This is a genomic window from Hydrogenobacter subterraneus (assembly GCF_055390195.1).
Genome location: NZ_AP042473.1, coordinates 89685 through 112558, shown reverse-complemented (window position 1 = coordinate 112558; position 22874 = coordinate 89685). Strand labels below are relative to the sequence as shown.

Annotated in this window: 32 protein-coding genes; 12 read left to right on the top strand and 20 right to left on the bottom strand. The window is 41.3% G+C overall.

Annotated elements, in window-relative coordinates; genetic code table 11:
• Positions 1-4: 4 nt before the first annotated feature.
• From secG to ACZ5GB_RS00645, 5 genes are read left to right on the top strand one after another with little or no spacing between them, the layout of a single operon-like run.
• Complete coding sequence (secG, locus tag ACZ5GB_RS00665; protein ID WP_464327062.1) at positions 5-331, top strand: preprotein translocase subunit SecG; 327 nt, start codon at positions 5-7, stop codon at positions 329-331.
• The gene (gene prmC / locus ACZ5GB_RS00660; protein WP_464327061.1) at positions 249-1064 is read left to right on the top strand and encodes a peptide chain release factor N(5)-glutamine methyltransferase; all 816 of its coding nucleotides are present in this window, start codon (positions 249-251) and stop codon (positions 1062-1064) included. The genes secG and prmC overlap by 83 nt, the downstream gene beginning before the upstream one ends.
• On the top strand, positions 1052-2284 hold the full coding sequence (locus ACZ5GB_RS00655) for a hemolysin family protein (protein WP_464327060.1): 1233 nt from the start codon (positions 1052-1054) through the stop codon (positions 2282-2284). The genes prmC and ACZ5GB_RS00655 overlap by 13 nt, the downstream gene beginning before the upstream one ends.
• Positions 2268-2945, top strand: a complete 678-nt coding sequence (gene radC, locus ACZ5GB_RS00650) for a RadC family protein (RefSeq protein WP_464327059.1) — start codon at positions 2268-2270, stop codon at positions 2943-2945. The genes ACZ5GB_RS00655 and radC overlap by 17 nt, the downstream gene beginning before the upstream one ends.
• On the top strand, positions 2942-3595 hold the full coding sequence (locus tag ACZ5GB_RS00645) for a ComF family protein (protein WP_464327058.1): 654 nt from the start codon (positions 2942-2944) through the stop codon (positions 3593-3595). Before radC ends, ACZ5GB_RS00645 begins: the two co-directional genes overlap by 4 nt.
• Here ACZ5GB_RS00645 and ACZ5GB_RS00640 read toward each other — a convergent pair.
• Both ACZ5GB_RS00640 and dksA read right to left on the bottom strand, forming a co-directional pair.
• Positions 3579-4790: an aminotransferase class I/II-fold pyridoxal phosphate-dependent enzyme gene (locus tag ACZ5GB_RS00640; RefSeq protein ID WP_464327057.1), complete on the bottom strand. Its 1212-nt coding sequence runs from the start codon at positions 4788-4790 to the stop codon at positions 3579-3581. The two genes, ACZ5GB_RS00645 and ACZ5GB_RS00640, sit on opposite strands and share 17 nt — an antisense overlap.
• Positions 4783-5148 carry an RNA polymerase-binding protein DksA gene (dksA, locus tag ACZ5GB_RS00635; protein ID WP_464327056.1) on the bottom strand — a complete coding sequence of 122 codons (366 nt, stop codon included), beginning with the start codon at positions 5146-5148 and terminating at the stop codon, positions 4783-4785. The genes ACZ5GB_RS00640 and dksA overlap by 8 nt, the downstream gene beginning before the upstream one ends.
• Positions 5149-5167: 19 nt before the next feature.
• Here dksA and ACZ5GB_RS00630 point away from each other — a divergent pair, with 19 nt between their 5' ends.
• Genes ACZ5GB_RS00630 through argC form a run of 4 tightly spaced genes read left to right on the top strand, consistent with a single transcriptional unit; the run spans position 5168 to position 7523 of the window.
• Positions 5168-5590, top strand: coding sequence for a DUF1122 family protein (locus ACZ5GB_RS00630; RefSeq protein WP_464327055.1), 423 nt, complete (start codon positions 5168-5170; stop codon positions 5588-5590).
• Positions 5591-5641: 51 nt separating this feature from the next.
• Positions 5642-6076, top strand: coding sequence for a 50S ribosomal protein L13 (gene rplM, locus ACZ5GB_RS00625; protein WP_464327054.1), 435 nt, complete (start codon positions 5642-5644; stop codon positions 6074-6076).
• Positions 6073-6516: a 30S ribosomal protein S9 gene (gene rpsI / locus ACZ5GB_RS00620; protein WP_464327053.1), complete on the top strand. Its 444-nt coding sequence runs from the start codon at positions 6073-6075 to the stop codon at positions 6514-6516. The genes rplM and rpsI overlap by 4 nt, the downstream gene beginning before the upstream one ends.
• Positions 6501-7523, top strand: coding sequence for an N-acetyl-gamma-glutamyl-phosphate reductase (gene argC / locus ACZ5GB_RS00615; protein WP_464327052.1), 1023 nt, complete (start codon positions 6501-6503; stop codon positions 7521-7523). The genes rpsI and argC overlap by 16 nt, the downstream gene beginning before the upstream one ends.
• Here the strand turns inward: argC and ACZ5GB_RS00610 are convergent.
• From ACZ5GB_RS00610 to ACZ5GB_RS00585, 6 genes are read right to left on the bottom strand one after another with little or no spacing between them, the layout of a single operon-like run.
• A complete protein-coding gene (locus tag ACZ5GB_RS00610; RefSeq protein WP_464327051.1) occupies positions 7520-8068 on the bottom strand; it encodes a GTP-binding protein in 549 nt (182 codons plus the stop codon). The genes argC and ACZ5GB_RS00610 overlap by 4 nt on opposite strands.
• Positions 8065-8760 (bottom strand): DUF4388 domain-containing protein, encoded by a 696-nt coding sequence (locus ACZ5GB_RS00605; protein ID WP_464327050.1) that lies wholly within the window; start codon positions 8758-8760, stop codon positions 8065-8067. The genes ACZ5GB_RS00610 and ACZ5GB_RS00605 overlap by 4 nt, the downstream gene beginning before the upstream one ends.
• A 6-nt stretch (positions 8761-8766) precedes the next feature.
• On the bottom strand, positions 8767-9120 hold the full coding sequence (locus ACZ5GB_RS00600; protein WP_464327049.1) for a roadblock/LC7 domain-containing protein: 354 nt from the start codon (positions 9118-9120) through the stop codon (positions 8767-8769).
• 25 nt (positions 9121-9145) lie between these two features.
• Entirely contained in the window at positions 9146-10015 is an 870-nt protein-coding gene (locus ACZ5GB_RS00595; RefSeq protein WP_464327048.1) for a permease, read from the bottom strand.
• Between the two features lie 12 nt (positions 10016-10027).
• On the bottom strand, positions 10028-10459 hold the full coding sequence (locus tag ACZ5GB_RS00590) for a phosphatidylglycerophosphatase A family protein (protein WP_464327047.1): 432 nt from the start codon (positions 10457-10459) through the stop codon (positions 10028-10030).
• Positions 10459-11016 (bottom strand): Fe-S-containing hydro-lyase, encoded by a 558-nt coding sequence (locus ACZ5GB_RS00585; RefSeq protein WP_464327046.1) that lies wholly within the window; start codon positions 11014-11016, stop codon positions 10459-10461. Before ACZ5GB_RS00585 ends, ACZ5GB_RS00590 begins: the two co-directional genes overlap by 1 nt.
• A gap of 45 nt (positions 11017-11061) precedes the next feature.
• Here ACZ5GB_RS00585 and ACZ5GB_RS00580 point away from each other — a divergent pair, with 45 nt between their 5' ends.
• Genes ACZ5GB_RS00580 through rpe form a run of 3 tightly spaced genes read left to right on the top strand, consistent with a single transcriptional unit; the run spans position 11062 to position 13894 of the window.
• Positions 11062-11928, top strand: coding sequence for an SDH family Clp fold serine proteinase (locus tag ACZ5GB_RS00580; protein WP_464327045.1), 867 nt, complete (start codon positions 11062-11064; stop codon positions 11926-11928).
• Positions 11925-13229 (top strand): homoserine dehydrogenase, encoded by a 1305-nt coding sequence (locus ACZ5GB_RS00575; protein WP_464327044.1) that lies wholly within the window; start codon positions 11925-11927, stop codon positions 13227-13229. The genes ACZ5GB_RS00580 and ACZ5GB_RS00575 overlap by 4 nt, the downstream gene beginning before the upstream one ends.
• Positions 13226-13894: a ribulose-phosphate 3-epimerase gene (rpe, locus tag ACZ5GB_RS00570; RefSeq protein WP_464327043.1), complete on the top strand. Its 669-nt coding sequence runs from the start codon at positions 13226-13228 to the stop codon at positions 13892-13894. Before ACZ5GB_RS00575 ends, rpe begins: the two co-directional genes overlap by 4 nt.
• Here rpe and ACZ5GB_RS00565 read toward each other — a convergent pair.
• The 12 genes from ACZ5GB_RS00565 to rplC form a co-directional block, all read right to left on the bottom strand.
• Positions 13872-15860 (bottom strand): LPS-assembly protein LptD, encoded by a 1989-nt coding sequence (locus ACZ5GB_RS00565; protein ID WP_464327042.1) that lies wholly within the window; start codon positions 15858-15860, stop codon positions 13872-13874. The two genes, rpe and ACZ5GB_RS00565, sit on opposite strands and share 23 nt — an antisense overlap.
• A gap of 15 nt (positions 15861-15875) precedes the next feature.
• On the bottom strand, positions 15876-17966 hold the full coding sequence (locus ACZ5GB_RS00560; protein ID WP_464327041.1) for an STT3 domain-containing protein: 2091 nt from the start codon (positions 17964-17966) through the stop codon (positions 15876-15878).
• Between the two features lie 18 nt (positions 17967-17984).
• Positions 17985-18275, bottom strand: a complete 291-nt coding sequence (rpsQ, locus tag ACZ5GB_RS00555) for a 30S ribosomal protein S17 (protein ID WP_464327040.1) — start codon at positions 18273-18275, stop codon at positions 17985-17987.
• Positions 18272-18472: a 50S ribosomal protein L29 gene (gene rpmC, locus ACZ5GB_RS00550; protein ID WP_464327039.1), complete on the bottom strand. Its 201-nt coding sequence runs from the start codon at positions 18470-18472 to the stop codon at positions 18272-18274. Before rpmC ends, rpsQ begins: the two co-directional genes overlap by 4 nt.
• On the bottom strand, positions 18469-18894 hold the full coding sequence (gene rplP / locus ACZ5GB_RS00545; protein WP_464327038.1) for a 50S ribosomal protein L16: 426 nt from the start codon (positions 18892-18894) through the stop codon (positions 18469-18471). The genes rpmC and rplP overlap by 4 nt, the downstream gene beginning before the upstream one ends.
• Positions 18895-18897: 3 nt before the next feature.
• Complete coding sequence (gene rpsC, locus ACZ5GB_RS00540; protein WP_464327037.1) at positions 18898-19593, bottom strand: 30S ribosomal protein S3; 696 nt, start codon at positions 19591-19593, stop codon at positions 18898-18900.
• A complete protein-coding gene (gene rplV, locus ACZ5GB_RS00535; RefSeq protein WP_464327036.1) occupies positions 19593-19931 on the bottom strand; it encodes a 50S ribosomal protein L22 in 339 nt (112 codons plus the stop codon). Before rplV ends, rpsC begins: the two co-directional genes overlap by 1 nt.
• 10 nt (positions 19932-19941) lie before the next feature.
• On the bottom strand, positions 19942-20280 hold the full coding sequence (gene rpsS, locus ACZ5GB_RS00530) for a 30S ribosomal protein S19 (RefSeq protein ID WP_464327837.1): 339 nt from the start codon (positions 20278-20280) through the stop codon (positions 19942-19944).
• A 116-nt stretch (positions 20281-20396) separates the two neighbouring features.
• On the bottom strand, positions 20397-21275 hold the full coding sequence (gene rplB, locus ACZ5GB_RS00525) for a 50S ribosomal protein L2 (RefSeq protein WP_464327035.1): 879 nt from the start codon (positions 21273-21275) through the stop codon (positions 20397-20399).
• A 2-nt stretch (positions 21276-21277) separates the two neighbouring features.
• Positions 21278-21574, bottom strand: a complete 297-nt coding sequence (gene rplW, locus ACZ5GB_RS00520; RefSeq protein ID WP_464327034.1) for a 50S ribosomal protein L23 — start codon at positions 21572-21574, stop codon at positions 21278-21280.
• A complete protein-coding gene (gene rplD, locus ACZ5GB_RS00515; protein ID WP_464327033.1) occupies positions 21571-22170 on the bottom strand; it encodes a 50S ribosomal protein L4 in 600 nt (199 codons plus the stop codon). Before rplD ends, rplW begins: the two co-directional genes overlap by 4 nt.
• Positions 22157-22873 carry a 50S ribosomal protein L3 gene (rplC, locus tag ACZ5GB_RS00510; protein WP_464327032.1) on the bottom strand — a complete coding sequence of 239 codons (717 nt, stop codon included), beginning with the start codon at positions 22871-22873 and terminating at the stop codon, positions 22157-22159. Before rplC ends, rplD begins: the two co-directional genes overlap by 14 nt.
• Position 22874: the final 1 nt, after the last annotated feature.

Below are 22874 nucleotides of genomic sequence, written 5' to 3'. Positions count from 1 at the left end.
AGATATGTATTACCTTTTTCTTACACTTTTTATTATAGTGGACCTTTTGCTTATAGCGGTTGTGCTTATGCAAAGGAGCAGGGGGGATGTGGGCAGTGCCTTTGGCGGTATGGGACAAGGTGTTTTTGGTCCTGGCGGTGTGGATACCATACTTACAAAGATTACCTATTGGCTTGGTTTTACCCTCATGGCTTTGGCCATTATCCTTGCCCTAACCCATCCTTCCAAAAAGGGTTCCCTTATAAAGGATGAAGGTCAAAGAACTCCTATCCAAACCCAGCAAAACAACCCTCAGGGACAAAGCCCTACTCCTGGCACACCTACTAAATAAAGACCACAAAGAGCTTTACCTTATGGAAAGCCTTGAAGTGCCAATAGAAGTAGAAAGGGCCTTTTTTGAAGGTTTGGAGGCCTTAGAAAAAGGCTATCCCCTTCAGTATCTTCTTGGAGAGTGGGAGTTTTATGGGAAGAGCTTTTATGTAGAAGAAGGTGTTTTAATACCAAGGCCAGAAACGGAAGTGCTTGTGGAGGAGGTGTTAAAGAGGCTTCCAAAGGACAAAAGGCTTAGGGGTTTTGAAATAGGCGTGGGAACTGGATGCATAAGCATAAGCCTTTTGCTTCATTGTGAAAACCTTACCATGATAGCCAACGACATAAACATAAAAGCCCTAAGGCTTGCAAAAAGGAATGCCCAAAGGCATGGAGTTTATGATAGACTACTGCTTTTTGCTGGAGACCTCTTTGAGGCTTTAAAGCCTATCACCTTTGACTTTATAGTTTCAAACCCACCCTATATACCCAAAGAAAGGTGGGAAAGTTTGCCAGAAGGCGTAAAAAGGGAAGGTTATAATTCTCTTATTGGTGGGTTAAAAGGATGGGAGGTTTATGAAAAGGTGGCAGAAAGCTTAGACATTTATCTCAAAAGAGAAGGCTTTTTTGCCTTTGAAATAGGTCATGATCAAGGCGGAGTATTAAAAGAGCTTTTTGAAAGCAAGGGTTATAAGGTCCTTGTCCTAAAGGATTATTCTAACCAAGACAGGGTAATAGTAGGATGGAGGTCTTAGGTTTTCTCTTAGGGACCCTTTTTTTCATACTGCTTGAGGCCTTTTTTGCAGGCTCAGAAATAGCCCTTGTAAGCGTAGATAAAGGAAAAGTTTTGAGCCTATACAGAAGAACCAAACAAGACTTTTTAAAGGACTTTCATGATAATCCAGAAGAGTATATAACCCTAACTATGCTTGGCTATACCATAAGCATAGTTTTTGCTTCCACCTTTTATACTCTGGCAGTGCTACAGCTTTCGGAGTATTTCCCCATTATTAAGGGCTTTGAAGTAATACTTTCTTCCACCCTTGTAATTTTTACCCTGCTTCTTGGAGAAATATTACCAAAAAGCTTATATCAAAAACACGCAGAAAGGCTTTTCTTCCCATCCCTATGGATACTCAGCAAGCTAAGAATTTTTACAAAACCTCTACTTGTTTTTGCAAGGGTCATAAGCAGGTTTATAACGGACCTTCTAAAGGATAAATACAAGGAAAAGCTTGAAAAAGAAGACCTAATTAAACTAATGGAGGAAATATCTTCAAAAGAAGAAAGCCTTCGTATAGCCATGCGTATTATTTCCTCAAAGTACATTTTTATAACAGAAGAAATAAAGCCCATACAAGAGGTGGTTATGGTAGAAGAAAACACAAATATAGAGCGGGTAATGGAAATTATGAAAAAGAACAAATACAGAAGATTGCCCGTATATAGCGGAAAGATGGACAATATTGTTGGGTATGTGGACCTTTTTGACTTAATTCAAAGCAAACATGCTACTTCTATAAAAGAATTAACAAGACCAATACACTTCTTTTCCGAGTTTACCACCATTGAAAAGGCCTTTGAAGTTTTCAAGAAGAGTAAGGAACAGATGGCTGTAGTTGTGGATGAAAGGGGCAATCTTTTGGGAATAATTACATGGGACGACTTACAAGGATACATTATTGGTGGTTTATCTGAAGGAACAAAGGAAGAAGAAGAGGACTTTGTTGAAATAGAGAAGGGCAAATGGATAGTGGATGGAGGTGTGGAAAGGGAAAAGTTTGAAAGGTTTTTCAACCTTAAGCTTCCAGAGGGACCCTACAACACCCTGGGCGGCTTTTTGTGCTTTTACCTTGGCAGGATACCAGAAAAAGGTTATACCATAGAATACCAAGGCTATCGCTTTAAGGTAGTTCAAAGGGACAATAAAAGGGTTATAAAGGTAATGGTGGAGAGCCATGTACCACAGGACTAAGAGCTTACGGGATATGCCAGAGGACCTCAAACCAAGGGAAAAGATGCTTAGCCTTGGTGCAGAAAAGCTATCGGAAGAGGAGCTTTTGGCCATAGTGTTGGGTTCTGGCACAAAGGATATGGATGTGCTATCCCTATCAAAAGAAATAGTTAAGATGGGCTGGAAGGAGCTTTCTCAACTTTCTCCACAAGAGCTTATGAAGAGGTTTAAGGGCATCGGTGAGGCAAAGGCTTGTCAGATAAAGGCCATATTGGAGCTGGCAAAAAGGATAAGCGACCCCTATGAGGGTGTTTTTATAAACAACCCGGAGGATGCCTACGGCTTTTTAAAAAGTAAGGTGGATGAAAGAAGAGAGCATTTAATCTGTCTTTACCTTAGCCCTACCAACAGACTTATATCTTATGAGATTATAGCCATAGGGAGGATGAACGCCTTGCACGCAGAACCAAAGGAGATACTCTACCACGCCATAAACACAGCCTGTTATGGCATAATACTTGCCCATAACCATCCCAAGGGTGATTTAAAGCCTTCAAGGGAAGACATAGAATTTACCAAAAGGGTTAAAAAGGCTTGTGAGCTTATGGGCTTTGAACTTCTTGACCATTTGATAATAAACAGCAAGGGTTATTTTTCTATGAAAAGGGAGGGCTACCTTTGATAAGCCTTTTACAGGTTTTTGGCCTTGCTAAGGGGGATTGCAAGGTCTGTGGCTCAAGCTTTAGAGGAAGGAACCAAGGCTTTATATGTGAAGAATGTCTAAGCAACCTAAGGCCTTACCATCCTATGGATTACAGCCACAGGCTTGATTATGTGTTTTCCTATAGGGTCTTTGGCCTTTATGAAGGCACTCTCAAGGAGATGATACACTGTATAAAGTTTGATAACTCAAAAAGCCTTGCCTTAAGGCTTGGAAAGATAATAAAAGAACACTTATGGGAATACATAAGGGAGATAGAGCCAGACCTTATAACCTTTCCGCCCTTGAATTTAAGAAGGTTTTGGAACAGGGGCTTTAATCATATGGAGTATATCTTAAAGGGTGCAGAAGTGCCATACCTTAAAGCCTTCAAAAGGACCGATATGGCCCCGCCCCTTGCCCTTTTGGATAAAGAAGAAAGAAGTAAGGCAGTTTTGGGACACAGACTAAGAGAAGAGCTTACTGACCACTTTGAAGACAAAAAAGTTCTAATCGTGGATGACCTTCTTACTACCGGCTCAACCATAAAAAGGCTTGCCTACCTTCTTATGTCTGTGGGAGCCAAGGAAGTGCATGCCTACTTTGTGGCAAGGGCTAAACCTTCTGCATAAATTTCTCAAAAGCTTTTTTTATGCCCCTTATGGCCTGCCTTATTCGGTGTTCGTTTTCTACAAGGGCAAACCTTACATAGCCTTCCCCATACTCTCCAAAACCTATGCCGGGAGAGACTGCCACCTTTGCCTCTCTCAAAAGGAAAAGTGAAAAGTCAAGGGAGTTCATGCCTATCTCACGAGGGATTTTTGCCCAAACAAACATGCTACCTTTTGGCTTTTCCACCTGCCAACCTACGCGGTTAAGACCCTCCACAAGCACATCCCTCCTTTTTCTATACACTTCCCTGTTTTTTTCCACTATCTCATATGGACTATCAAGAGCTATTATAGATGCTACTTGTATGGGTGTAAACACTCCATAGTCTAAATAGCTTTTAAGGTGCGCCAAGTTCTTTATAAGCACCTCATTACCCACCATAAAGGCTACCCTCCAGCCCGCCATAGAAAAGCCTTTGGACATGGAATAGATTTCCACGGCCACATCCTTAGCGCCTTCTACTTGGAGTATGCTTGGCGGTTCATAACCATCAAAGCCAAGGTCTGCGTAAGCAAAGTCGTGTATTATCCATACCCCTTCCCTTTTTGCAAGACTTACTACCTCTTTGAAAAAGTCAAGGCCTACGCAAAGGGTGGTAGGATTGTGAGGAAAGCTCAACACAATAGCCTTTGGCTTTCTAAAAGAAGCCCTCAAAATATCATGTATCTTTTTGAGAAAGCTTTCTTCAAAATCTTCTCCTTCCTCTGGCATTATGGGAACTGATATGGCATCCCCACCCGCTATAATGGGTGCATAGTAGTGGATCGGATAGGTGGGGTTGGGAACGATTACCGTATCACCCGGTTCAAGAAGGGCAAGCATTAGGTGAGAATAGCCTTCTTTTGCCCCTATGGTGAGTATGGCTTCCCTTTCTGGGTCCAACTCCACTCCATATCGCCTTTTGTAAAAATCGCATATGGCCTTCCTTAGCCTTGGTATGCCCTTTGAGGCAGAATATCCATGCACATTGTCCCTTTTTGCTACTTCACATAGTTTTTCTACTATATGGGGAGCTGGTGGAAGGTCTGGATTTCCCATACCAAGGTCCACAATATCTTCACCCTCCCTTCTTAGCTTATACTTCAGTTCATTTACCATGGCAAACACATACTTGGGCAACCTGCTAACCCTTGGAAACATCCAACTTTCACTCATTTTCCCTTTCCTCTTCCAATTCTTTGCAGTTTATACACATAGTAGTTACAGGCCTTGCCTTTAACCTTTCAAAGGGTATGGTGGCACCGCAGTTTTCACATATGCCGTAGGTGCCTTGTTCTATCTTCATAAGGGCATAATCAATCTTTCTAAGCAGCTTCAATTCCCTTGTCTTTATTCTTTGAAGGTTAAGGTATCTGCCCGCTTCTATATTGGCCCTGTCTATCTCATCTCCACCCTCAAAGGCCACGTTGGAAGGGTCCTTTATCTGCTCCTCCGCATGTTTTATTATCTTTTCCCTAAGCCTTAATAGGTCTTCCCTCAGCTCCGCTACCTGTTCAGGAGAAAGATGATGCATAATCTTATAATTATAAGCCATGGAAGAGTTTAAGAAAGAGTTGAGCCAGCATTTTGACCTGTATAAGGTGGAGGTTGGTAGGTTCATAGAAGAAGAAAACATAACCCTTACAAAGGATGGTAAAAGGCTTATGTATATAAAGGCCTTTTATGGCAGAAAGCCTTACTGGAAGGAGTGGATAGAGCTTTTCCATATAGACCCAGCCTTCTTTTCCTCCGAGCTTGAAGACAAGCTTTATGGAATAATCTCCAAATACTTTAGAAGGGTTTTTGTAGAATACTACGAAGACAAACAAACCCTTGAGGAACTAAAGGCAGGCAAGCCACCAGAAGAAACAAGATTGGGTTCAAAGCTAAAAGCCTTAGGCTATACATACCTGAGGGACTGGTATTATCCAGAGGGTTGGATGGAAGGGGGCTATAAGTTGCAGGCGGAAAGATGAAAATATGTTATAATAAGTTTTTCTGAATAAAGCTTTGGAAGGAGAAGAAGGATGAAGACCTACCATGTTAGGAAAGAAGATGTTGTAAGAGATTGGTGGGTAGTAGATGCAGAAGGGAAAGTTTTGGGAAGGCTTGCTTCCCAGATAGCAAAGGTGCTTATGGGAAAGCATAAACCTTACTATCAGCCAGATGTAGACTGTGGCGACTTTGTAATAGTCCTTAATGCGGACAAGGTGGTTGTCACTGGTAAAAAGATGGAGCAGAAGAAATACCAATTCCATTCCAACTATCCCGGAGGGCTAAAGGAAAGAAGTTTGGCATGGATGCTTCAAAACAAGCCAGAAGAGGTAATAAGGCTTGCGGTAAAAAGGATGCTACCTAAAAACAGACTGGGCCACAGGATGTTAAAGAGATTAAAGATATACAGCGGCCCAAACCACCCGCACATTGCACAACAGCCTAAAAACTTGGAGGTTGAGGCATGACCTTGGTAAGGCTTAAAGACTTTAAAATAGGCTTTGACAACTCCTACTATGGCACTGGCAGGAGAAAAGAAAGCGTAGCAAGAGTGTGGCTTGTAAGAGGCACAGACAAGCAGATAGTTAAAGTAAAAGAAAGCGGTAAAGAGTATGACCTAAAACAATACGTTCAAAGGGAAACTCTCTACAATAAGGTCCTCTATCCTCTAAGGCTAACAGGCCTTGAAGGGCGTTTTGGGATATATGCAACCGTTAGCGGTGGTGGTATAAGCGGTCAGGCGGAAGCCATTATGTATGGTATTGCCAAAGCCCTTCTTAAATACAACCCAGATTTGAGAACAACCCTCAAAAAGGCTGGACTTCTTAAGAGGGATGCAAGAGAGAAGGAAAGAAAGAAGTATGGACTCATGAAGGCAAGAAAAGCTTACAGATGGAGCAAGAGATAAAAGTATGTGTATATGGTGCCACCGGTTATACCGGTGTTGAGCTTTTAAGACTGCTTTTGAACCACCCCCATGTGAAGGTTTCTTCCCTTACATCTCAATCCTATTTTGGTAAAAAGCTTTATGATGTTTTCCCCCACTTTGGAGCGAGTCCTATAGGCCATATGCACCTTCTACAAGAACCAGAAGAGGATTTTGATGTGGCCTTTTTGTGCCTTCCTCATGAGGCTTCCCTTGAGCTTGTACCACAGCTTTTAAAAAAAGGTAAAAAGGTTATAGACCTTTCTGGCGCCTACAGGATAAAGGACCTCAAAAGTTATCCAGAGTATTATGGCTTTGAGCATACATACCCAGAGGTGTTGCAAAGGGCAGTATACGGATTGCCAGAGGTCTTTAGAGAAGATATAAAAAAGTCCTACCTTGTGGCAAACCCGGGCTGTTATCCAACGGCTACCTTACTTGCCCTATACCCACTGCTAAAAGAGAAGATAGGCTTAGAATTGGTTATAGTAGACGCTCTTTCTGGCGTCTCTGGTGCTGGTAGGAAAACCACTCAAAAGTTTCATTATCCCGAAATGGAAGCCAACGCCTTTGCCTATTCCGTAGAAAAGCACAGACACACGCCAGAGATGGAAGATGTGATAAAAAGGATAGCCAATAGGGAAATAAAGGTAAGGTTCACTCCTCAGGTTATACCCTTAGTAAGGGGCATGATGGCAAAGGTATATGTGAAAGCCGAAAAAATTAACTATGAGGAGCTTTATAGAGAAACGTACAAGGAAGAGCCTTTTATAGTGCTATCTAAGGAACCGCCCCACATAAAGCATGCGTTGGGAACCAATTTCTGTTTTATATACCACCATTATGATGAAAAAAGCTCTATACTTGAGATAATAAGCGTTATAGATAACCTCGGAAAGGGTGCCTCATCCCAGGCTGTGCAGAACTTTAATCTTTTAATGGGTATTGAAGAAACATGTGCTTTGAAACACACATCCATATATCCCTAAGAGGTTAGTTCTGCTTTTATTATTTCAAGGAGTGTCAAAAGGACTTTTTTTACACTCTCTTTATCAATGGCGGATACAGGAAGCACAGGTATGCCTTCTTCTTCGCTTATGTCAAGAGCAGTTGCCACATCCTCCGGTGGCCATGCATTGGGAAGGTCTTGTTTGTTTGCACCGATCACCATTGGTACGGGAAAACGAGAACTAAAGAAGTTTATTATCTTTCTTGCCTCATGAAAGGTGGAAGGGTCTGTGCTATCCACAAGTATTATTATTCCAAGGGCGCCCTCTCCCAATATTTCCCACATAAAATCAAACCTGGACTGCCCCGGAGTTCCAAAAAGGTAAAGCTCATGTTCATCGTCTATGCGTATTTTTCCAAAATCCATAGCAACGGTTGTATATTCTTTTACATTCTTTTCTCCAACTGCTTGGGTTCTTCTTTCTGTCTTTACCGTCTTTATCTCACTTACCGTATTTATAAACTGGGTCTTTCCTGCTGCAAAGGGTCCAGCTACAACTATCTTAATCTTCTTTATGGTCTTCATAGCTCTTTTATCCTTTCTATTATCTTCATCAAAAGGTCAAGGGCTATAGAAGGTTTTTGTTTTTTTTCTTTCTTCTTCCGCTTTATTACACCAAGAGCAAGAAGACCATATAAAGCTCTGTCTACTGTAAGGCTATCAAGCCCAGAATCTCTTCTTATATCGGAAACAGTCCTCTCACCGTTTACAAGGGAAAGAACTTTTTGTTCTTCTGGAGTAAGCTCTGCCTTGCTTATTATCTCTTGTGCATTTTCCGCCAATTCAAAAATCAACATCTCATCAGATATTTTCCTTTCTACTTCTTCTGGAAGTAAGCTACGAGAAGCTATCATAATAATCTTTTCTATGGGAAACGGCTCTCCATAGTTATCTGAAGCATACTTAACGAAACCAGGTGTAAAAGAAAAAACACCCTCTTTTATGTTTAACCTGTTGATAAGGAACCTCTCAATCGTCTTAGAAAGGTTCTCTTTTGGGATGCGAAGCTTTTCTATAAGTAAGTCAAAATCCCTCTCCGCATAAACCCTAAATACCCTATCTACTGGCCTTGCAAAGATTATCTGACCATCTTTAACATAATACGCAACCGTTATATCCGCCCACTCAACCAAAAGGATACCACTTTTCCTATCCTTGAATATTATCTGGAAAATGTCCACAAAATTAAAGGTCTTAAGGTCCCCAGTTAGAGCCATATATCCTTATAGCATTCCCTTAAGCTTGTCTTGTGCTTTTTTAATCTCCATAAGCAAAAGCCCAAGCTTTGCATTATCATCAGCAAGCACCACCATTACCGCATCCTTCCCCACCCCAGTGAGTATAACATAACCATTATGCCCCTTTATGGTTATCTGCTCCAAGCTGCCCTTTGCCAATTCTTCAGAGACCCTTTCACCTAAGGAAAGTATGGCTGCGCTCATGGCTGCTATACGGTCCTCTTCCATGCCTGGCTTTAGCACAGAAGCTATGGGTAAACCATCAGCAGATACCAATGAGGCACCCTCAAGACCTGTGTTTTTTATAAGCTCTTGTAAAACCTGTGTGTATCTATCCATCTGTCCCTCCTCTGTATAAATTATACTAAAAATTTAATCTCCAAAATATAATATCGTACAAAAAACCCATTGTCATAGAAAAAAGAATCCAGAAGATAACATAGGCAAGTACCAAGGCTTTTGGAAGAAACCTCATAACTGCTAGTATGGTAGGCATACATATGCCTGTGCCACCCAGCATAAAGGTAAGTGCATTACCCCATGTAAAACCTACTTCTGTAAGAGCTTTGGCAATTGGAACCTCCTCCCCAGAACATACGTATATAGGAACAGACATAAAAGATATAAGAAGATAGGAAAAAATGCTGCCTGCTATAGGCTTTATTAAGCTGGCTGGCACAAATACCTTTATAAGAGAGGCTATAAATATGCCCAAAAACAGATACTTCCCTATACCGAAAAGGTTATCCTTCAAAATATAGAAGAAAAGCTTTGAATTTTTACTTTGCCCATCTCCGCCCATCATTATGGGTAGGGTTTTTGGTTTAGCAAAGAAAAAGTTCATAAGGTAAGCAAAAGAAAGAGCAAAAATAAATGTGCCTATCAACCTAACTAAGGTCATGCTAAGGCCAAAGTATCCATAGGTAAGCAAAAGTGTTACTGGGGAAATTACGGGGGCTATAATCAGAAAGGAAAGAACAGGGGCATAGCTTTTTGACATACTATTTATAAGGTTTGCCACTGGAAGCATGGAACAGGAACACAAGGGAAGAAGACCACCCAAAATACCTGTATATACGGGGGCTACCTTTTCTTTTTTTAAAATAGCTTTAAGCCAGCTCAGTTTGGTAAAACTTTGAAGGAGGGAAGTTATAACAAGAGCTATAAGGAAATAAGGAATTATATCTACCGTATAGTCGTAAAAGGTTTTTAAAAAGTTGGTTAAAAGGTTCATGGGAAAAATATATCAATTAAAGAGCAAATAAAGTATGACTGCACTCATAAGGCCGGCCACCATATCATCCGCAACCACACCATGGCCCTTTGGTAGTTTTTCAAATAACCTTATGGGGTATGGCTTTAATATATCAAGGATTCTGAAGGTTATAAAGCCTACCAAAAGGGCCTTTAAAGTTGGTACTAAAAACAGGAAAGAAAAGAAATATCCTACTACTTCGTCTATAACCACCTCTTCTGGATCCTTTTCCTTTGTAAGTTCAACCATATAGTTTGCAGACCATACTGCCACTGCATAGAGTAAAACTCCAAATATAAGCGTTAGCCACCATTTATGAACCAAGATATATACTAATGGAACTCCCAAAAGAGTACCTATGGTGCCAGGTGCATACCTAAACCTTCCCAAATAAAAGCCAGTGGCTATAAGCTCACGCCACATTAGATATCTATCCTTGCAAACCTTTTTCTACCTTCTTCAAAAATATCACCGCCGTATATATCGTTGGCAACTATAACGGGAAAGTCTTCCACGTATAGCCTTCTTATAGCCTCTGTACCAAGGTCCTCGTAAGCAACTACCTCTGAAGACTTTATACATTTGGAGAGGAGTACAGCCACGCCGCCTACGGCGGCAAAGTATACAGCCTTGTACTTTTTTAAAAGTTCTTTTACATGGGGGGATCTATAACCTTTTCCTATCATACCCTTTAGACCAAGCTTGAGTAGATCCTCCACATATTTATCCATTCTTATGGATGTCGTTGGTCCCGCTGATCCTAATACTTGCCCTGGCTTTGGTGGTGTTGGACCCACATAGTAGATGATTTGCCCTTTCACATCAATGGGTAAAGGTTCTCCCCTTTGAAGAGCTTCTACCATCCTTTTATGTGCTGCGTCCCTTGCAGTATAGATGTAGCCTGTGATCAAAACCTTATCACCCACTCTAAGGCTCTCTACCACTTCATCGGTTAAAGGAGTGTATATTCTCTTCTCCATTCTAAAGATTATAAACAATCTTAGCTGTGCTATAATCTAAAAATTATGGAGCCTATTTATTACAATCCTTTTTATGGCCTTTTCAACTTTCTTTGGATGCTTCTTCTCTTTGTTTTTGTGTTTATGCCCTTCTGGCGAAGGTATATTCTATCAAGAACAAGGGAAGCTCTCATAAGACAGCTGGAAGAAAAGCGTCAAAGCCGGGTAATAACTCTAATACACAGGCAAGAAGCCTTAGGCCTTTTTGGCATACCCATCTTTAGGTATATCAACATAGAGGATTCAGAACAGGTGTTAAGGGCAATAAGGATGACGCCACCGGATATGCCTATAGACCTAATAGTGCATACGCCAGGGGGTCTTGCCCTTGCTGCCACTCAGATAGCCAACGCTTTGGTAAGGCATAGGGGCCCTGTAAGGGTTATTGTGCCACATTATGCTATGTCCGGTGGGACCCTTTTGGCCTTGGCCGCAGATGAGATAATCATGGACCCAAACGCAGTGCTTGGACCTGTGGACCCCCAAATAGGACAAATGCCTGCGGCTTCTATTCTAAAGGTCCTTGAAAAAAAAGACCTAAAGGATGTAGATGACCAAACACTAATACTGGCGGATGTGGCTCAAAAGGCTATAGACCAGATGAAATCTTACTTGGTATGGCTTTTAACACAAAACGGTATGGAAAAAGAAAAAGCTGAAAGCATTGCAGAGGAGCTGGCAACTGGAAAATACACCCATGACTATCCTCTAACCGTTGAGTATTTAAAAAAGCTTGGTCTAAATGTTAACACAGATGTGCCGGAAGAAGTTTATGAGCTTATGGAACTTTTCCCTCAACCTATGGGGTCGCAGGTGCCTTCCGTGCAATATATTCCCATACCCTACAGAACAAACCATGGAGGAGGGCATTGAAGGTAAAAGTTGGCATAGTGGGGTGTGGTGTGGTAGGCACGGGCGTAGTGGAATTGCTTTTGAAAAACTCTGACACAATAAGAAAGAAAACGGGCATAGACCTTCAAATATCAAAAGTGGCGGACAAGGATTGGAAGAGGCCAAGGCCCTTCTATGTACCAGAGGAATTAAGAACTACGGATTACAAAGAAGTGATTGATAGTTCTCACATAGTTGTAGAGCTGGTGGGTGGTAAGGGCTTTGCAAAGGAGCTTATAAAGGAGGCATTGCAAAAGGGAAGGCATGTGGTCAGCGCCAACAAACACCTTCTTGCGGAAGAAGGTGCCGAACTTTTTCAAATGGCGGAGGAAAATGGTTTATGCATTGGCTTTGAGGCCTCTGTGGGTGGTGGCATACCCATTATAAAGGCTCTTAGAGAATCCTTAGTGGGCAATAATATAGGTGCAGTATACGGCATACTCAACGGAACTACCAATTATATCCTTACCAGAATGTTTCAGGAAGATGTGGAGTTTGATACAGCCTTAAAGGAGGCACAAGAAAAGGGTTATGCCGAAGCAGACCCAAGCCTTGATATTGATGGTTGGGACTCTGCCCATAAGATAGCCATCCTTTCCTTCATAGCCTTTGGCGTTTTCTTTCCCTTTTCCCGTGTTTATGTGGAGGGTATAAGGCAGGTGGACCTTTTGGATGTAGAGCTTGGAAAAGAATTGGGGTATACACTTAAACTCTTGGCCATAGCCAAAAGAAGGGAAGGAGAGCTTGAGGTAAGGGTCCATCCTACCTTTCTACCAGAGGAAAACCCACTGGCAAAAGTGTCCGATGTTTTTAATGCCATAATGGTAGAAGGAGACTTTGTAGGTAAAACCATGTTTTATGGAAGGGGCGCAGGTGCGCACCCCACTGCTTCTGCAGTAGTTTCGGACATAGTGGATATAGCTCAAAAGATGGCTTTGAATACAACCTGCAGGCAAAAGATAAACTGGGAAGAAAAAGAATATTCTCTTACGGAGAACTTCTATAGCAGGTACTATTTAAGGTTTGATGTGCCAGACAGGCCCGGAGTCCTTGCCAGCATAGCCAGAGTGCTTGCAGACCATCACATCAGCATTGCAAGCGTGCTTCAAAAGGAAAAAGTATGTAAGCTGGCGGGAAGGGAAGGCGAGCATATAGTACCCCTTGTTATCCTTACCCATAAGGCTTATGAGATAAACATGAGGAGAGCTTTGGAAGAGATAAAGGGCCTACCGGTTGTGGTAGGGAAGCCTGTGCTTATAAGGGTTGAGGAAGAGGCAGAATGAAGCTCTTGGCACCTTCCATACTCTCTGCAGACTTTTGGAGGCTTGGAGAGCAGATACAGGAATGCATAGAGGGTGGAGCGGATATTATACACTTTGATGTAATGGATGGGCATTTTGTGCCAAATATAACCTTTGGCCCTGTGCTTTTGGAAAGCATAAAAAAACACTGCCCCTTGCCCTTGGATGCTCACCTTATGATAGAAAACCCAGACAGGTATATACCGGACTTTATAAAGGCTGGTGCGGATATGGTGAGCGTGCATGTGGAAAACACACCACACCTTCATAGGACCATTGACCTTATAAAAAGCCTTGGAGCAAAGGCGGGTGTAGTAATTAACCCTGCCACGCCTCTTTCTTCCCTTGAGGAGATAATCTATTATGTGGACTTTGTGCTTCTTATGTCTGTAAACCCTGGCTTTGGGGGTCAAAAGTTTATAGATAGGTCTCTTATAAAGCTTAGAAGGCTCAAAGCTATGGTAGAAAGCATGAATCCAAACGTACTTATAGAGGTGGATGGTGGCATAAAGGAGGACAATATTTTGGAAGTGGCGAGGGCTGGCGCGGACATTTTCGTTGTAGGTTCTGGCATATTTGGGACAAAAGATATAAAAGCTCAAACTAAAAAGTTAAAAGAGATTATTATCTCTTCAGAGGCACTGTAAATTTCTGCAGGTCAAATATGTTAAAGGTCAAAAAGATTTCTTTCATATACTTTTGCTTTGTTCCATCATAAATATCTCTTAGCATAAGCCCGAAGCTCCAACATGCTCCCCTATAATCAAGGTTTAACTGCCTTTGAATGTCTTTATTTATCTTATTATCCCTTATCATACCTATGGATACCTTTAAAGGTCCATAGGAGCTAAAAGCCGAAAGGCTATACTGATCGTTTATCCTCAATCCATCATAATTTCTTTCAAGAACCTTGCCAAGGCTTAAACTACTGTTCCTATAACTAAGGGTAAGATTGCCTATGGTTCTAAGAAATCTTCCATGGGTTGGGTCAAAAGTGCTATCTGTGGTAAGGTTTAAATTCTTTACAGGATAAAGCTGAAAAATGGACCTTATGGGCAATACTTTGCCTTTTGCTTCCTGCCCCAGATAAGTGAATTTTCCGAGATAGTTATACCCACCTTCTAAAAAAAGTGTGTATAATGGTCTTTCTCCGTAATATCCATAACTTCTAAAAGTATAAGACATCAAGCTTTCTTTATTTATTTCATCAAAATGGTCAAAATTTGGGTTTAGATGATCTTTTGGCCTATAGGAGTATGAAAACTCTACAAGGTTATTCGTTCTAAAACCACCATAGTTTAAATTAAAAAAGTAAGGCACTCTTTCCACATACTTCACAGAACCGATAACTTTTTTATTTTTAAAATCTCCACCCTTTACGTCAAGGTAAAGCAAGTTTTCTATGGTTATTGTTGATAGGAAGTTTAGCCCTAAAATATTCTTTGGCACAGAAAATTCGGGGAAGATTAATATACGGTGGGCTTTTGAGCCTTCCTCTCTATAAAAGTTTGTATAAGCTGTGCTAAGGTTAAAGTAGAGAAAATCAAAAAGCCTTTGATCCTTCAGATAAAGGCCAATTTCTGGAAGTCTCTGAAGTGTATTTTTGTTGTTGGATGATGTTGTATCGTAGAACCTTCTTAAATCAAAGGTAAAAAGGAATCTGTCCCATTCTTTTGTATAGCTTATATAAGAAGTCAAGTAGGAAATAGTCCTCTCTTTTGTGGTTAGATAAACATCTTCCAAAAAGTATGGGTCGGAGATAAGGTCTATGCCTGCTTTTAGATTATTCAGGTCAATGTCTCCCTTTATTCTATATCTGTTTTCCCTAAGGGTTGTTATATCCCTGCCTTGCCACCATTTGCCAGGTGGTGTGGGCTCCTTGTAAAAGGAAAATAAGCCTACAAGGTCAAGCTCCTTTCTCATAGATTGACGGTACTCAAGGCTAATACCCTTAGCTTGCTTATCTCTTAAATCAAGGGTTAAGGTGGCATCTTTATCTGGCGATATGGCCCAATAGATGGGTTGTTGGTATATGAAGCTGTTGTATGTGTTTGAACCAATGGTTGGTGGCAAAAGGCCAGACCTCCTTTCTCCAACCGGAAATATACTTATAGGAAGGTAAACAATAGGTATTTTGAACAGTCTAAGTGTGTTGTTCTGGCTAAATACATACCTTTGAGATATATGAGCCCTTGAGAAGCATAAGTTCATTTCTTTTTTATCCGGTGGACATGTGCTTATGGATCCTTCTTGAACTATGTAATTTTCTCCATCCTTATCCACCCTTTTTGCGCTGAAGTTAAATTTCTCAAACCTTCCTTCCGTATCTAAAAAATAGCCAGTATCCTTTTCAAGATCCAAAAGAGCTTCACTTCCTTTTGCTTCGAATCTTCCATCAAAGGACCTTATGTAAACATTTCCCTTTGCATAAACTATTCTTTTTTGTGGGTCGTAGGTCATAAGGTCTGCTTTTATATAGTAATCCCTATAGTAAGCTTCCACATCCCCCTCTGCTTTGTATGTGCCATCCGGTAGCTTCTCAAGTTTTTCTGAAAAGATCTCAACAGAAAAGGAAAAGGAGAAAAGGAGGAAAAGGCACAAAAAAAGAAGCATAAAAATATTTTAACCTTATTCTTTATTTGATATGCTACCCTTTACCTTATAGATTACGGCTGTAGGGAATTTGTCCTGTATAAGTTCAAAATAATTTGAGTCATACTGTCTCAAAACATACATTTTGAATAACATAGTATTATCCACTCCAGCATCCATCATATATACGTTTATGTTACCTTTTTGTTGAATTAATAAAATAGAAGGGCCATCTTTATTATATTCTATGATTTTGGGACTATTATCATCAATGAAATAAAGAGCTTTCAGCCTTGTAGTTTTAGACTTATCTATTATGAGACCCTTATCTAAATCAATCTTCCTATTTCCCAAACATTCAAAAATTTTCTCACTAACTATTTTACAAGATAGACCATAAATATTTTTTGAAACACCTCTTTTTTCCTTAAAGTTGTAGCTACCAAAATAGGTTATCCACCCAGATTTAAATAGCATATCCTCTGTTAGAACCCAATAAATAGGTTCCTTGATATCCTTAGAATATATGCCATCCTTAACTCTTCTTACGAGTTCCTCCCCACCTATACCTTCTTTTAGAAGAATGCTTGCCATTCCTACAAGTCCATAGTTGCTTAGGAAGGAGGTTATATTCCATGCTTCCTTTGGATCCTCTGTAGTAAAGGATCTAGCCACAAAATAAGTTTTTGGAGTGGATTGGGAACCTCCGTCATGAAGGACTGCCCTTTTAGAATAGAGCTCAAAGGCGTAGCCCGTATCCCACCAAGTGTATATGATAGAGCTGGACGGGGTGTTTTTTCTTATCCAGTCCATAATCTCAACTTCCCTTGAAGTTATGATGGGTGAACTACCCAATAGAACCAAAGCCCTATCTTGCACCATAAGAGTTAATAAAAAAAGCAAACTCCCAATAAGGGTAGACATAGCAATTTGTTTGTTTCTTTCTGTATATAGATCAAGTTTAGGAAAGACTTTTTCAAAAAGAAAATGAATAAAATAGCCAAGACCCACTCCTATAAAGGATCCCAAATACATTACAAACCTGTTTCCACCGAAGAATGATAGCAAACCAATTCCGAAGATAGGAAGTAGAAAAATCATACTTCTTATGTTAAGTATAAAAACAAGAAAAGCTCCTAAAAGCCCGATAAAGCTGAAAACTTCTACAGAGTTGGTACTCTGGAGTACTGTTTTGAATGAGTATTTTTGCAGTTCTGATATGGATATAAATACATTAGGAAAGTCCTTAAATATGCTGTATACAGAAACCTCTGGACCTTTGCCGAAAATTAGAGTTGCAATTTGAATGTATAGGTAGTAAGGGCCTGCATATATATACCATATTTGGGGAAGAATGAGTATAGCTATGTATAATATATCTTTTTTTGAAAGGCTTCTATATCTTATAAGGTAAAGGATAATAACTGGCAATATGAGGGCAAAGTTTATGTTATTATGACCATACCAAAGGTAATACAATAAAAGAGCTATACTTGAAAAACTAATCCAAAGTAGCTTTCTTTCACTTTCGAAATACCTATACAGCAAAAAAGCTATCAAAAAAGGGAATGTCAGATTCAATAAATCCGTATCTAATCTCATTATATTTGTTCTAGCAATGTAAACAGAAGAAGTTATACCCACAAGACTTCCTAAGATGGCAGAAATTGGCAAACCCGCACTATAAAAGTACAAAAAAATTGGTATGGCTGCGCTAATTGAAAGTAGTGGGACAAGATAATAACTAAGCCAAGCTATGCTTTTCCCACTTAATACGGATAAGTATGCAAAAATGTAACTTATTAGGCTTCCAACTACGCTATATTTAAGCTGGAAATCATATTTTTCATCCAGCCCAAAGTCCTGTGCTTTTAAACGGTTGTCTGGGAAAAATCTAAGGGAGTCTACATCACCGGCTTTAAAACTTCCAGACTTTATATTCTCAGCAAGGCGGGCAAAGTACATGGAGTCAAACTCTGAGTATATAGGTTCTCCACTGTAGAAAAATGCATCACGATTTTTCTCCCAGATCTCAAATTTTGTAAATCGTACATATAATCCGAAGGCTAAAACTGCTATGAAAAGAGCTATAAAGTAGAAGGAATAAAGTTTATTGTTTTCCCTCATCCCTCCCCCTATAAGCTTTTATCCTCCGATAACCTCCTCGGGAGATTTTGCCCTTTGAAGGATTTTTACCACCACCCACCTTTTGGTTTTTGAAAGTGGCCTTGTTTCCCTTATAACTACAATGTCTCCCACCTTACATTCGTTGTTTGGGTCATGGGCATGGTACTTTTTACTCTTTATTATGTGCTTCTTATATAAGGGGTGGGCTTCCTTCCTGTCTACTTTGACCACTACAGTTTTATCCATTTTATCGCTTACTACCACACCTACCAGCTCTTTCCTTTTAAGATGCCATGCCTTTTCCATCATGCCTCACCTCTTAGTTCCTTTTCTCTTATAAGGGTTAAAACCCTTGCTAAGTCTCTTCTTGTATTTCTTATCTGCATAGGGTTGGGAAGGCCTTCCACTTTTTTCTTAAACCTTAGCCTAAGAAGCTCCCTTCTAAGTTCCTCTTCCTTCTTTATAAGGTCTTGAAGGCCAAGTTTCTTTAGGTCCTTTGCCTTCATGTCTTTATACCTCCAGCCTTTACAAGCCTTGTCTTTATAGGCAACTTTGCATCTACAAGCCTGTGGGCTTCCTCTGCCACTTCTTCTGGAACTCCGGAAAACTCATAGAGTATCCTACCAGGCCTGACCACAGCTACAAAGCCCTCTGGGTCTCCCTTTCCTCCACCCATCCTTACCTCATTGGGCTTTCTGGTGTAGGGCTTATCAGGAAAGACCTGTATCCATACCTTTGCCCCCTTTCTAAGGGCTCTAACTAGAGCTATCCTTCCTGCCTCTATCTGTCTTTGGGTGAGCCAACAAGATTCAAGAGCTTGTATACCATACTCACCAAAGGCAAGCTTATTGCCTCTAAAGGCTTTGCCTTTTAGCGTACCTCTTTGACTTTTCCTAAACTTTGTCTTTTTTGGAGCAAGGAAAGACATCTCTTATACCTCCTTTTCTGCCTTTTTAAGGTCTTCTTCTATCTTTTTGACTATCTCTTCTTTACCACCTTTTAGCACATCGCCTTTGTATATCCATACCTTAATACCAAGCACACCGTACTTTGTTTGAGCTACCGCAAAGCCATAATCTATATCCGCCCTTAATGTTTGAAGTGGCATTCTGCCCACAAGGAACCACTCGGCCCTTGCCAACTCTGCACCACCTATACGACCCTTTACCTGAACCTTTACACCTTTTGCGCCAGCCTTAAAGGCGTTATCTATGGCCCTTTTCATAGCCCTTCTATGGGAAACCCTTCTCTCTATCTGAAGGGCTATCTCTTCCGCTACCAGCTGGGCATCCAATTCTGGCACCCTTACCTCGTCCACGGTAATGACCACATCCTTACCGCCGGTTATATACTCAATATCCTTTTTGAGCTGTTCTACCTCTGCACCCTTCCTTCCTATGATTATGCCAGGCCTTGCGGCGAACACTCTTACCTTTACCTTATCGGCCATCCTTTCCACTACAACCTTTGATATGCCTGCGGAAGCATACCTTTTCTTTATATAATCCTTTATTCTTATATCCTCGTGGAGAAGCTGGGTATAGTCCCTTTTGCTTGCAAACCACTTGGAGTTCCAGTCCCTTATAACTCCTATTCTAAAACCTATAGGATGTGTCTTTTGACCCATTAGCCTTCCTCCTTCTCTTCAAGTACAAGGGTTATATGAGAGGTCCTTTTTCTTATCATAGTTGCCCTTCCATGGGCCCTTGGGAACCACTTTTTGTACATAGGTCCCTCGTCTGCCACAGCCTTTTTTATATACAGCTTGTCAAGGTCCATACCCTTTTGTTCTGCATTTGCCAGAGCGCTTTTTAATACACCTTCTACAATCCTGGCAGACTTTTTGGGTATGAACCTGAGCTGATAAAGGGCATCTCCAGCTTTCATACCGCTTATTACCCTCAATACCTGTCTTACTTTAGTAGGAGAAATCTTTGCATACCTAAGAACAGCCCTTGCTTCCATCTTTAACACCTCACTTTTTCTTTGTAGCCTTTGCTGACTTGTCTGGGTGTCCTTTAAAGGTTCTGGTTGGGGCAAACTCACCAAGCTTATGCCCTACCATATCCGAAGTTATATAAACAGGCACAAAGGTTTTCCCATTATGGACTGCTATTGTGTGTCCCACAAACTCGGGTATTATGGTTGTATCCCTGCTGTATGTTTTTACCACCTTCCTATCGCCTGTTTGGTTCATTTTCCTAATGGTGGCCCATAGCTTTGGGTCCACCCAGGCCTTTTTATTCACAATCTTCCTGTATTCATCCCATACCTGTTGGTACTTTTCAAGGGCCTTTTGATAAAGCTCTGGTATATGTTGCACTGCACGTACTTTTTTGTATATCCTCTGAGTCTTTTTGTAAAGCTTTAAAAAGGCATCAAGGTCCTCTATAAGCTTATTCCTTTTGTTCCACGCACCTTTAAAACCCATTATTTGACACCTCCTTTGAGAGGCTTACCCTTCCTTGAAACAAGGATGAACTTGTCAGAGTACTTTTTGCCTCTTCTGGTCTTATAACCTTTTGTCTTCCAACCCCAAGGTGATTCTGGGTGCTTTCCTTTGGTTTTTCCTTCACCACCACCATGGGGATGGTCCACTGGGTTCATAGCCGTACCTCTTGTTATAGGCCTCCAACCAAGCCATCTACGCCTTCCAGCTTTTCCATACTTTACAAGCTCATGTTCGGCAAGGCCCACTGCACCTACGGTAGCCATACACCTTTGATGCACAAGCCTTATTTCACCGGAGGGCATTCTGAGTTGTACGTAATCGCCTACCTTACCCAATATTTGAGCAGACATACCAGCAGCCCTGGCTATTTGGCCACCTTTTCCAGGATGTAGTTCTACGTTGTGAACGATCGTACCCACCGGGATGTATTTTAGAGGTAAAGCGTTGCCTACCTTTATCTCTGGCAGTTCTTTGCCTGCTTCAGCATCTTCATAGGATATGGAGAGGACCGTATCTCCAACCTTAAGGCCTTCTGGCCAGAGTATATACCTCTTTTCTCCATCTGCATAATGAAGCAAAGCTATGCGTGCAGACCTGTTGGGGTCATACTCAATGGCTACCACCTTTGCTGGCACAAGGCTTTTGTCTCTTTTAAAGTCTATTAGCCTATAGCGCCTTTTATTGCCACCACCTCTACCTCTTGAGGTTATCTTTCCTTGTTGCCTTGACCTTCCCTTTGCCCTATGGTGATATACAAGGAGAGATTTTTCCGGCTCACTCTTTGTTATCTCGGAAAAGTCGTAAAGTATGGCATGCCTTTGGCCGTTAGTTACTGGTTTTAGCTTTCTCACACCCATGCTTACACTCCTGTAAGGTCTATTTCCTTATCTGGGGGTATGGTCACTATGGCCTTTTTGTAGGCCCTTGTATAACCATACCTTCTAAACTTGCCTATAACCCTCTTTTTCCTTGGCTTTACTATCATAGTGTTTACCTTTAGAACCTTTACACCAAAGAGCTTTTCTATTGCGTGCTTTATCTCGTGTTTTGTGGCGTCAATGGCCACTTCAAAGGTATACTTTTTGTAGTCCTCCATAAGCCTGTTGCTCTTTTCTGTAATTATGGGTCTTATAATTATTTCCTCAGGCCTTCTCATGATGCCAACCTCTCATAGACTTTTTCAAGGGCTTGGGCTGTCATAAGCACCTTATCGGCCCATAGGATTGAATAAACGTTTAGGCCTTCTACTGGCAACACGCTAACCTTGGGCAGGTTCCTAAAGGATTTGTATATTACCTCATCCTTTTGAGGTACAACTACAAGCACCTTATCCTTGTCTATGTTTAGCTCCTTTAGTATTTCAAGGGCCTTTTTTGTCTTAGGAACATCGCCTATCTGTATGTCATCTACCACAAGGAGGTTATTTTCCTTTGCCTTTAGGCTAAGAGCCATCTTAAGCCCAAGCTTTCTTACCTTCTTTGGCAGGCTGTAGTAGTAATCCCTTGGTTTTGGACCGTGGGCCACTCCACCGCCCACAAAAATGTTGGCTCCTCTGTCGCCGTGTCTGGCATTGCCCGTTCCCTTCTGGGGAAGGAGCTTTCTACCGCTGTATGCTACTTCACCTCTTGTTTTTGTGCTGTGGGTTCCTTGCCTTCTGCTGGCAAGCTGCCATTTTACCACTTCCCACAAAAGGTGTCTATTTACTTCTACTCCAAATACTTCTGGTTTTAGTACTACTTCAAGCACTTTCATCCTTTGCCACCTCTTTAATGAGGTTATCTACCATAGGCTTTATTCTATTGAGCTTAAGCCTTTGGGACTTTCTGTTGGCTATCCTACTCTTCTCCACAAAGACTATTCCGCCGTTGGGTCCCGGAACAGAACCCTTCACCAAAAGAGCGTTATGCTCTGGTAGAACATCAAGAACCAAAAGGGACTGAACTCTTATAGGTTCATTTCCCCAATGGCCTGCCATCCTTTTACCTTTCCATACCCTTCCTGGGTCCGACCTGTTTCCTATGGAACCAACAGCCCTGTGGTATCTGTGTCCGTGGGACTTGGGAAAACCACCAAAGTCCCATCTTTTCATAGTTCCCGCAAAGCCTCTTCCTTTGCTTCTGCCTACCACATCCACCAGGTCGCCCGGTTGGAATACGGCTTCAACCCTTAATTCCTGCCCTACTTCAAAGCCTTCTACCGAATCTACCCTAAACTCTTTGAGCTTTCTGAGTATCTTTCCGCATTTTTTGAGATGGCCCAATTGAGGCTTTGTAAGGTGCTTTTCTTTGTCTTCAAAGGCACCCACTTGGATGGCTGTGTAGCCATCCCTTTCCTTTGTCCTTATGGCCGTTATGTAATTTGGCCTTATCTCTATAAGGGTTGCTGGCACGGCAGTGCCATCCCTTAGGAACACCCTTGTCATTCCTATCTTTTTACCAATAAGACCTATCGCCATG

What these genes read in the sequence shown, in the direction of transcription:
- secG (WP_464327062.1), top strand. Translation starts at nt 5, where the DNA reads ATGTATTACCTTTTTCTTACACTTTTTATTATAGTGGACCTTTTGCTT.
- prmC (WP_464327061.1), top strand. Translation starts at nt 249, where the DNA reads ATGAAGGTCAAAGAACTCCTATCCAAACCCAGCAAAACAACCCTCAGG.
- ACZ5GB_RS00655 (WP_464327060.1), top strand. Translation starts at nt 1,052, where the DNA reads ATGGAGGTCTTAGGTTTTCTCTTAGGGACCCTTTTTTTCATACTGCTT.
- radC (WP_464327059.1), top strand. Translation starts at nt 2,268, where the DNA reads ATGTACCACAGGACTAAGAGCTTACGGGATATGCCAGAGGACCTCAAA.
- ACZ5GB_RS00640 (WP_464327057.1), bottom strand. Translation starts at nt 4,790, where the DNA reads ATGAGTGAAAGTTGGATGTTTCCAAGGGTTAGCAGGTTGCCCAAGTAT.
- dksA (WP_464327056.1), bottom strand. Translation starts at nt 5,148, where the DNA reads ATGCATCATCTTTCTCCTGAACAGGTAGCGGAGCTGAGGGAAGACCTA.
- ACZ5GB_RS00630 (WP_464327055.1), top strand. Translation starts at nt 5,168, where the DNA reads ATGGAAGAGTTTAAGAAAGAGTTGAGCCAGCATTTTGACCTGTATAAG.
- rplM (WP_464327054.1), top strand. Translation starts at nt 5,642, where the DNA reads ATGAAGACCTACCATGTTAGGAAAGAAGATGTTGTAAGAGATTGGTGG.
- rpsI (WP_464327053.1), top strand. Translation starts at nt 6,073, where the DNA reads ATGACCTTGGTAAGGCTTAAAGACTTTAAAATAGGCTTTGACAACTCC.
- argC (WP_464327052.1), top strand. Translation starts at nt 6,501, where the DNA reads ATGGAGCAAGAGATAAAAGTATGTGTATATGGTGCCACCGGTTATACC.
- ACZ5GB_RS00610 (WP_464327051.1), bottom strand. Translation starts at nt 8,068, where the DNA reads ATGAAGACCATAAAGAAGATTAAGATAGTTGTAGCTGGACCCTTTGCA.
- ACZ5GB_RS00605 (WP_464327050.1), bottom strand. Translation starts at nt 8,760, where the DNA reads ATGGCTCTAACTGGGGACCTTAAGACCTTTAATTTTGTGGACATTTTC.
- ACZ5GB_RS00600 (WP_464327049.1), bottom strand. Translation starts at nt 9,120, where the DNA reads ATGGATAGATACACACAGGTTTTACAAGAGCTTATAAAAAACACAGGT.
- ACZ5GB_RS00595 (WP_464327048.1), bottom strand. Translation starts at nt 10,015, where the DNA reads ATGAACCTTTTAACCAACTTTTTAAAAACCTTTTACGACTATACGGTA.
- ACZ5GB_RS00590 (WP_464327047.1), bottom strand. Translation starts at nt 10,459, where the DNA reads ATGTGGCGTGAGCTTATAGCCACTGGCTTTTATTTGGGAAGGTTTAGG.
- ACZ5GB_RS00585 (WP_464327046.1), bottom strand. Translation starts at nt 11,016, where the DNA reads ATGGAGAAGAGAATATACACTCCTTTAACCGATGAAGTGGTAGAGAGC.
- ACZ5GB_RS00580 (WP_464327045.1), top strand. Translation starts at nt 11,062, where the DNA reads ATGGAGCCTATTTATTACAATCCTTTTTATGGCCTTTTCAACTTTCTT.
- rpe (WP_464327043.1), top strand. Translation starts at nt 13,226, where the DNA reads ATGAAGCTCTTGGCACCTTCCATACTCTCTGCAGACTTTTGGAGGCTT.
- ACZ5GB_RS00565 (WP_464327042.1), bottom strand. Translation starts at nt 15,860, where the DNA reads ATGCTTCTTTTTTTGTGCCTTTTCCTCCTTTTCTCCTTTTCCTTTTCT.
- ACZ5GB_RS00560 (WP_464327041.1), bottom strand. Translation starts at nt 17,966, where the DNA reads ATGAGGGAAAACAATAAACTTTATTCCTTCTACTTTATAGCTCTTTTC.
- rpsQ (WP_464327040.1), bottom strand. Translation starts at nt 18,275, where the DNA reads ATGATGGAAAAGGCATGGCATCTTAAAAGGAAAGAGCTGGTAGGTGTG.
- rpmC (WP_464327039.1), bottom strand. Translation starts at nt 18,472, where the DNA reads ATGAAGGCAAAGGACCTAAAGAAACTTGGCCTTCAAGACCTTATAAAG.
- rplP (WP_464327038.1), bottom strand. Translation starts at nt 18,894, where the DNA reads ATGTCTTTCCTTGCTCCAAAAAAGACAAAGTTTAGGAAAAGTCAAAGA.
- rpsC (WP_464327037.1), bottom strand. Translation starts at nt 19,593, where the DNA reads ATGGGTCAAAAGACACATCCTATAGGTTTTAGAATAGGAGTTATAAGG.
- rplV (WP_464327036.1), bottom strand. Translation starts at nt 19,931, where the DNA reads ATGGAAGCAAGGGCTGTTCTTAGGTATGCAAAGATTTCTCCTACTAAA.
- rplB (WP_464327035.1), bottom strand. Translation starts at nt 21,275, where the DNA reads ATGGGTGTGAGAAAGCTAAAACCAGTAACTAACGGCCAAAGGCATGCC.
- rplW (WP_464327034.1), bottom strand. Translation starts at nt 21,574, where the DNA reads ATGAGAAGGCCTGAGGAAATAATTATAAGACCCATAATTACAGAAAAG.
- rplD (WP_464327033.1), bottom strand. Translation starts at nt 22,170, where the DNA reads ATGAAAGTGCTTGAAGTAGTACTAAAACCAGAAGTATTTGGAGTAGAA.
- rplC (WP_464327032.1), bottom strand. Translation starts at nt 22,873, where the DNA reads ATGGCGATAGGTCTTATTGGTAAAAAGATAGGAATGACAAGGGTGTTC.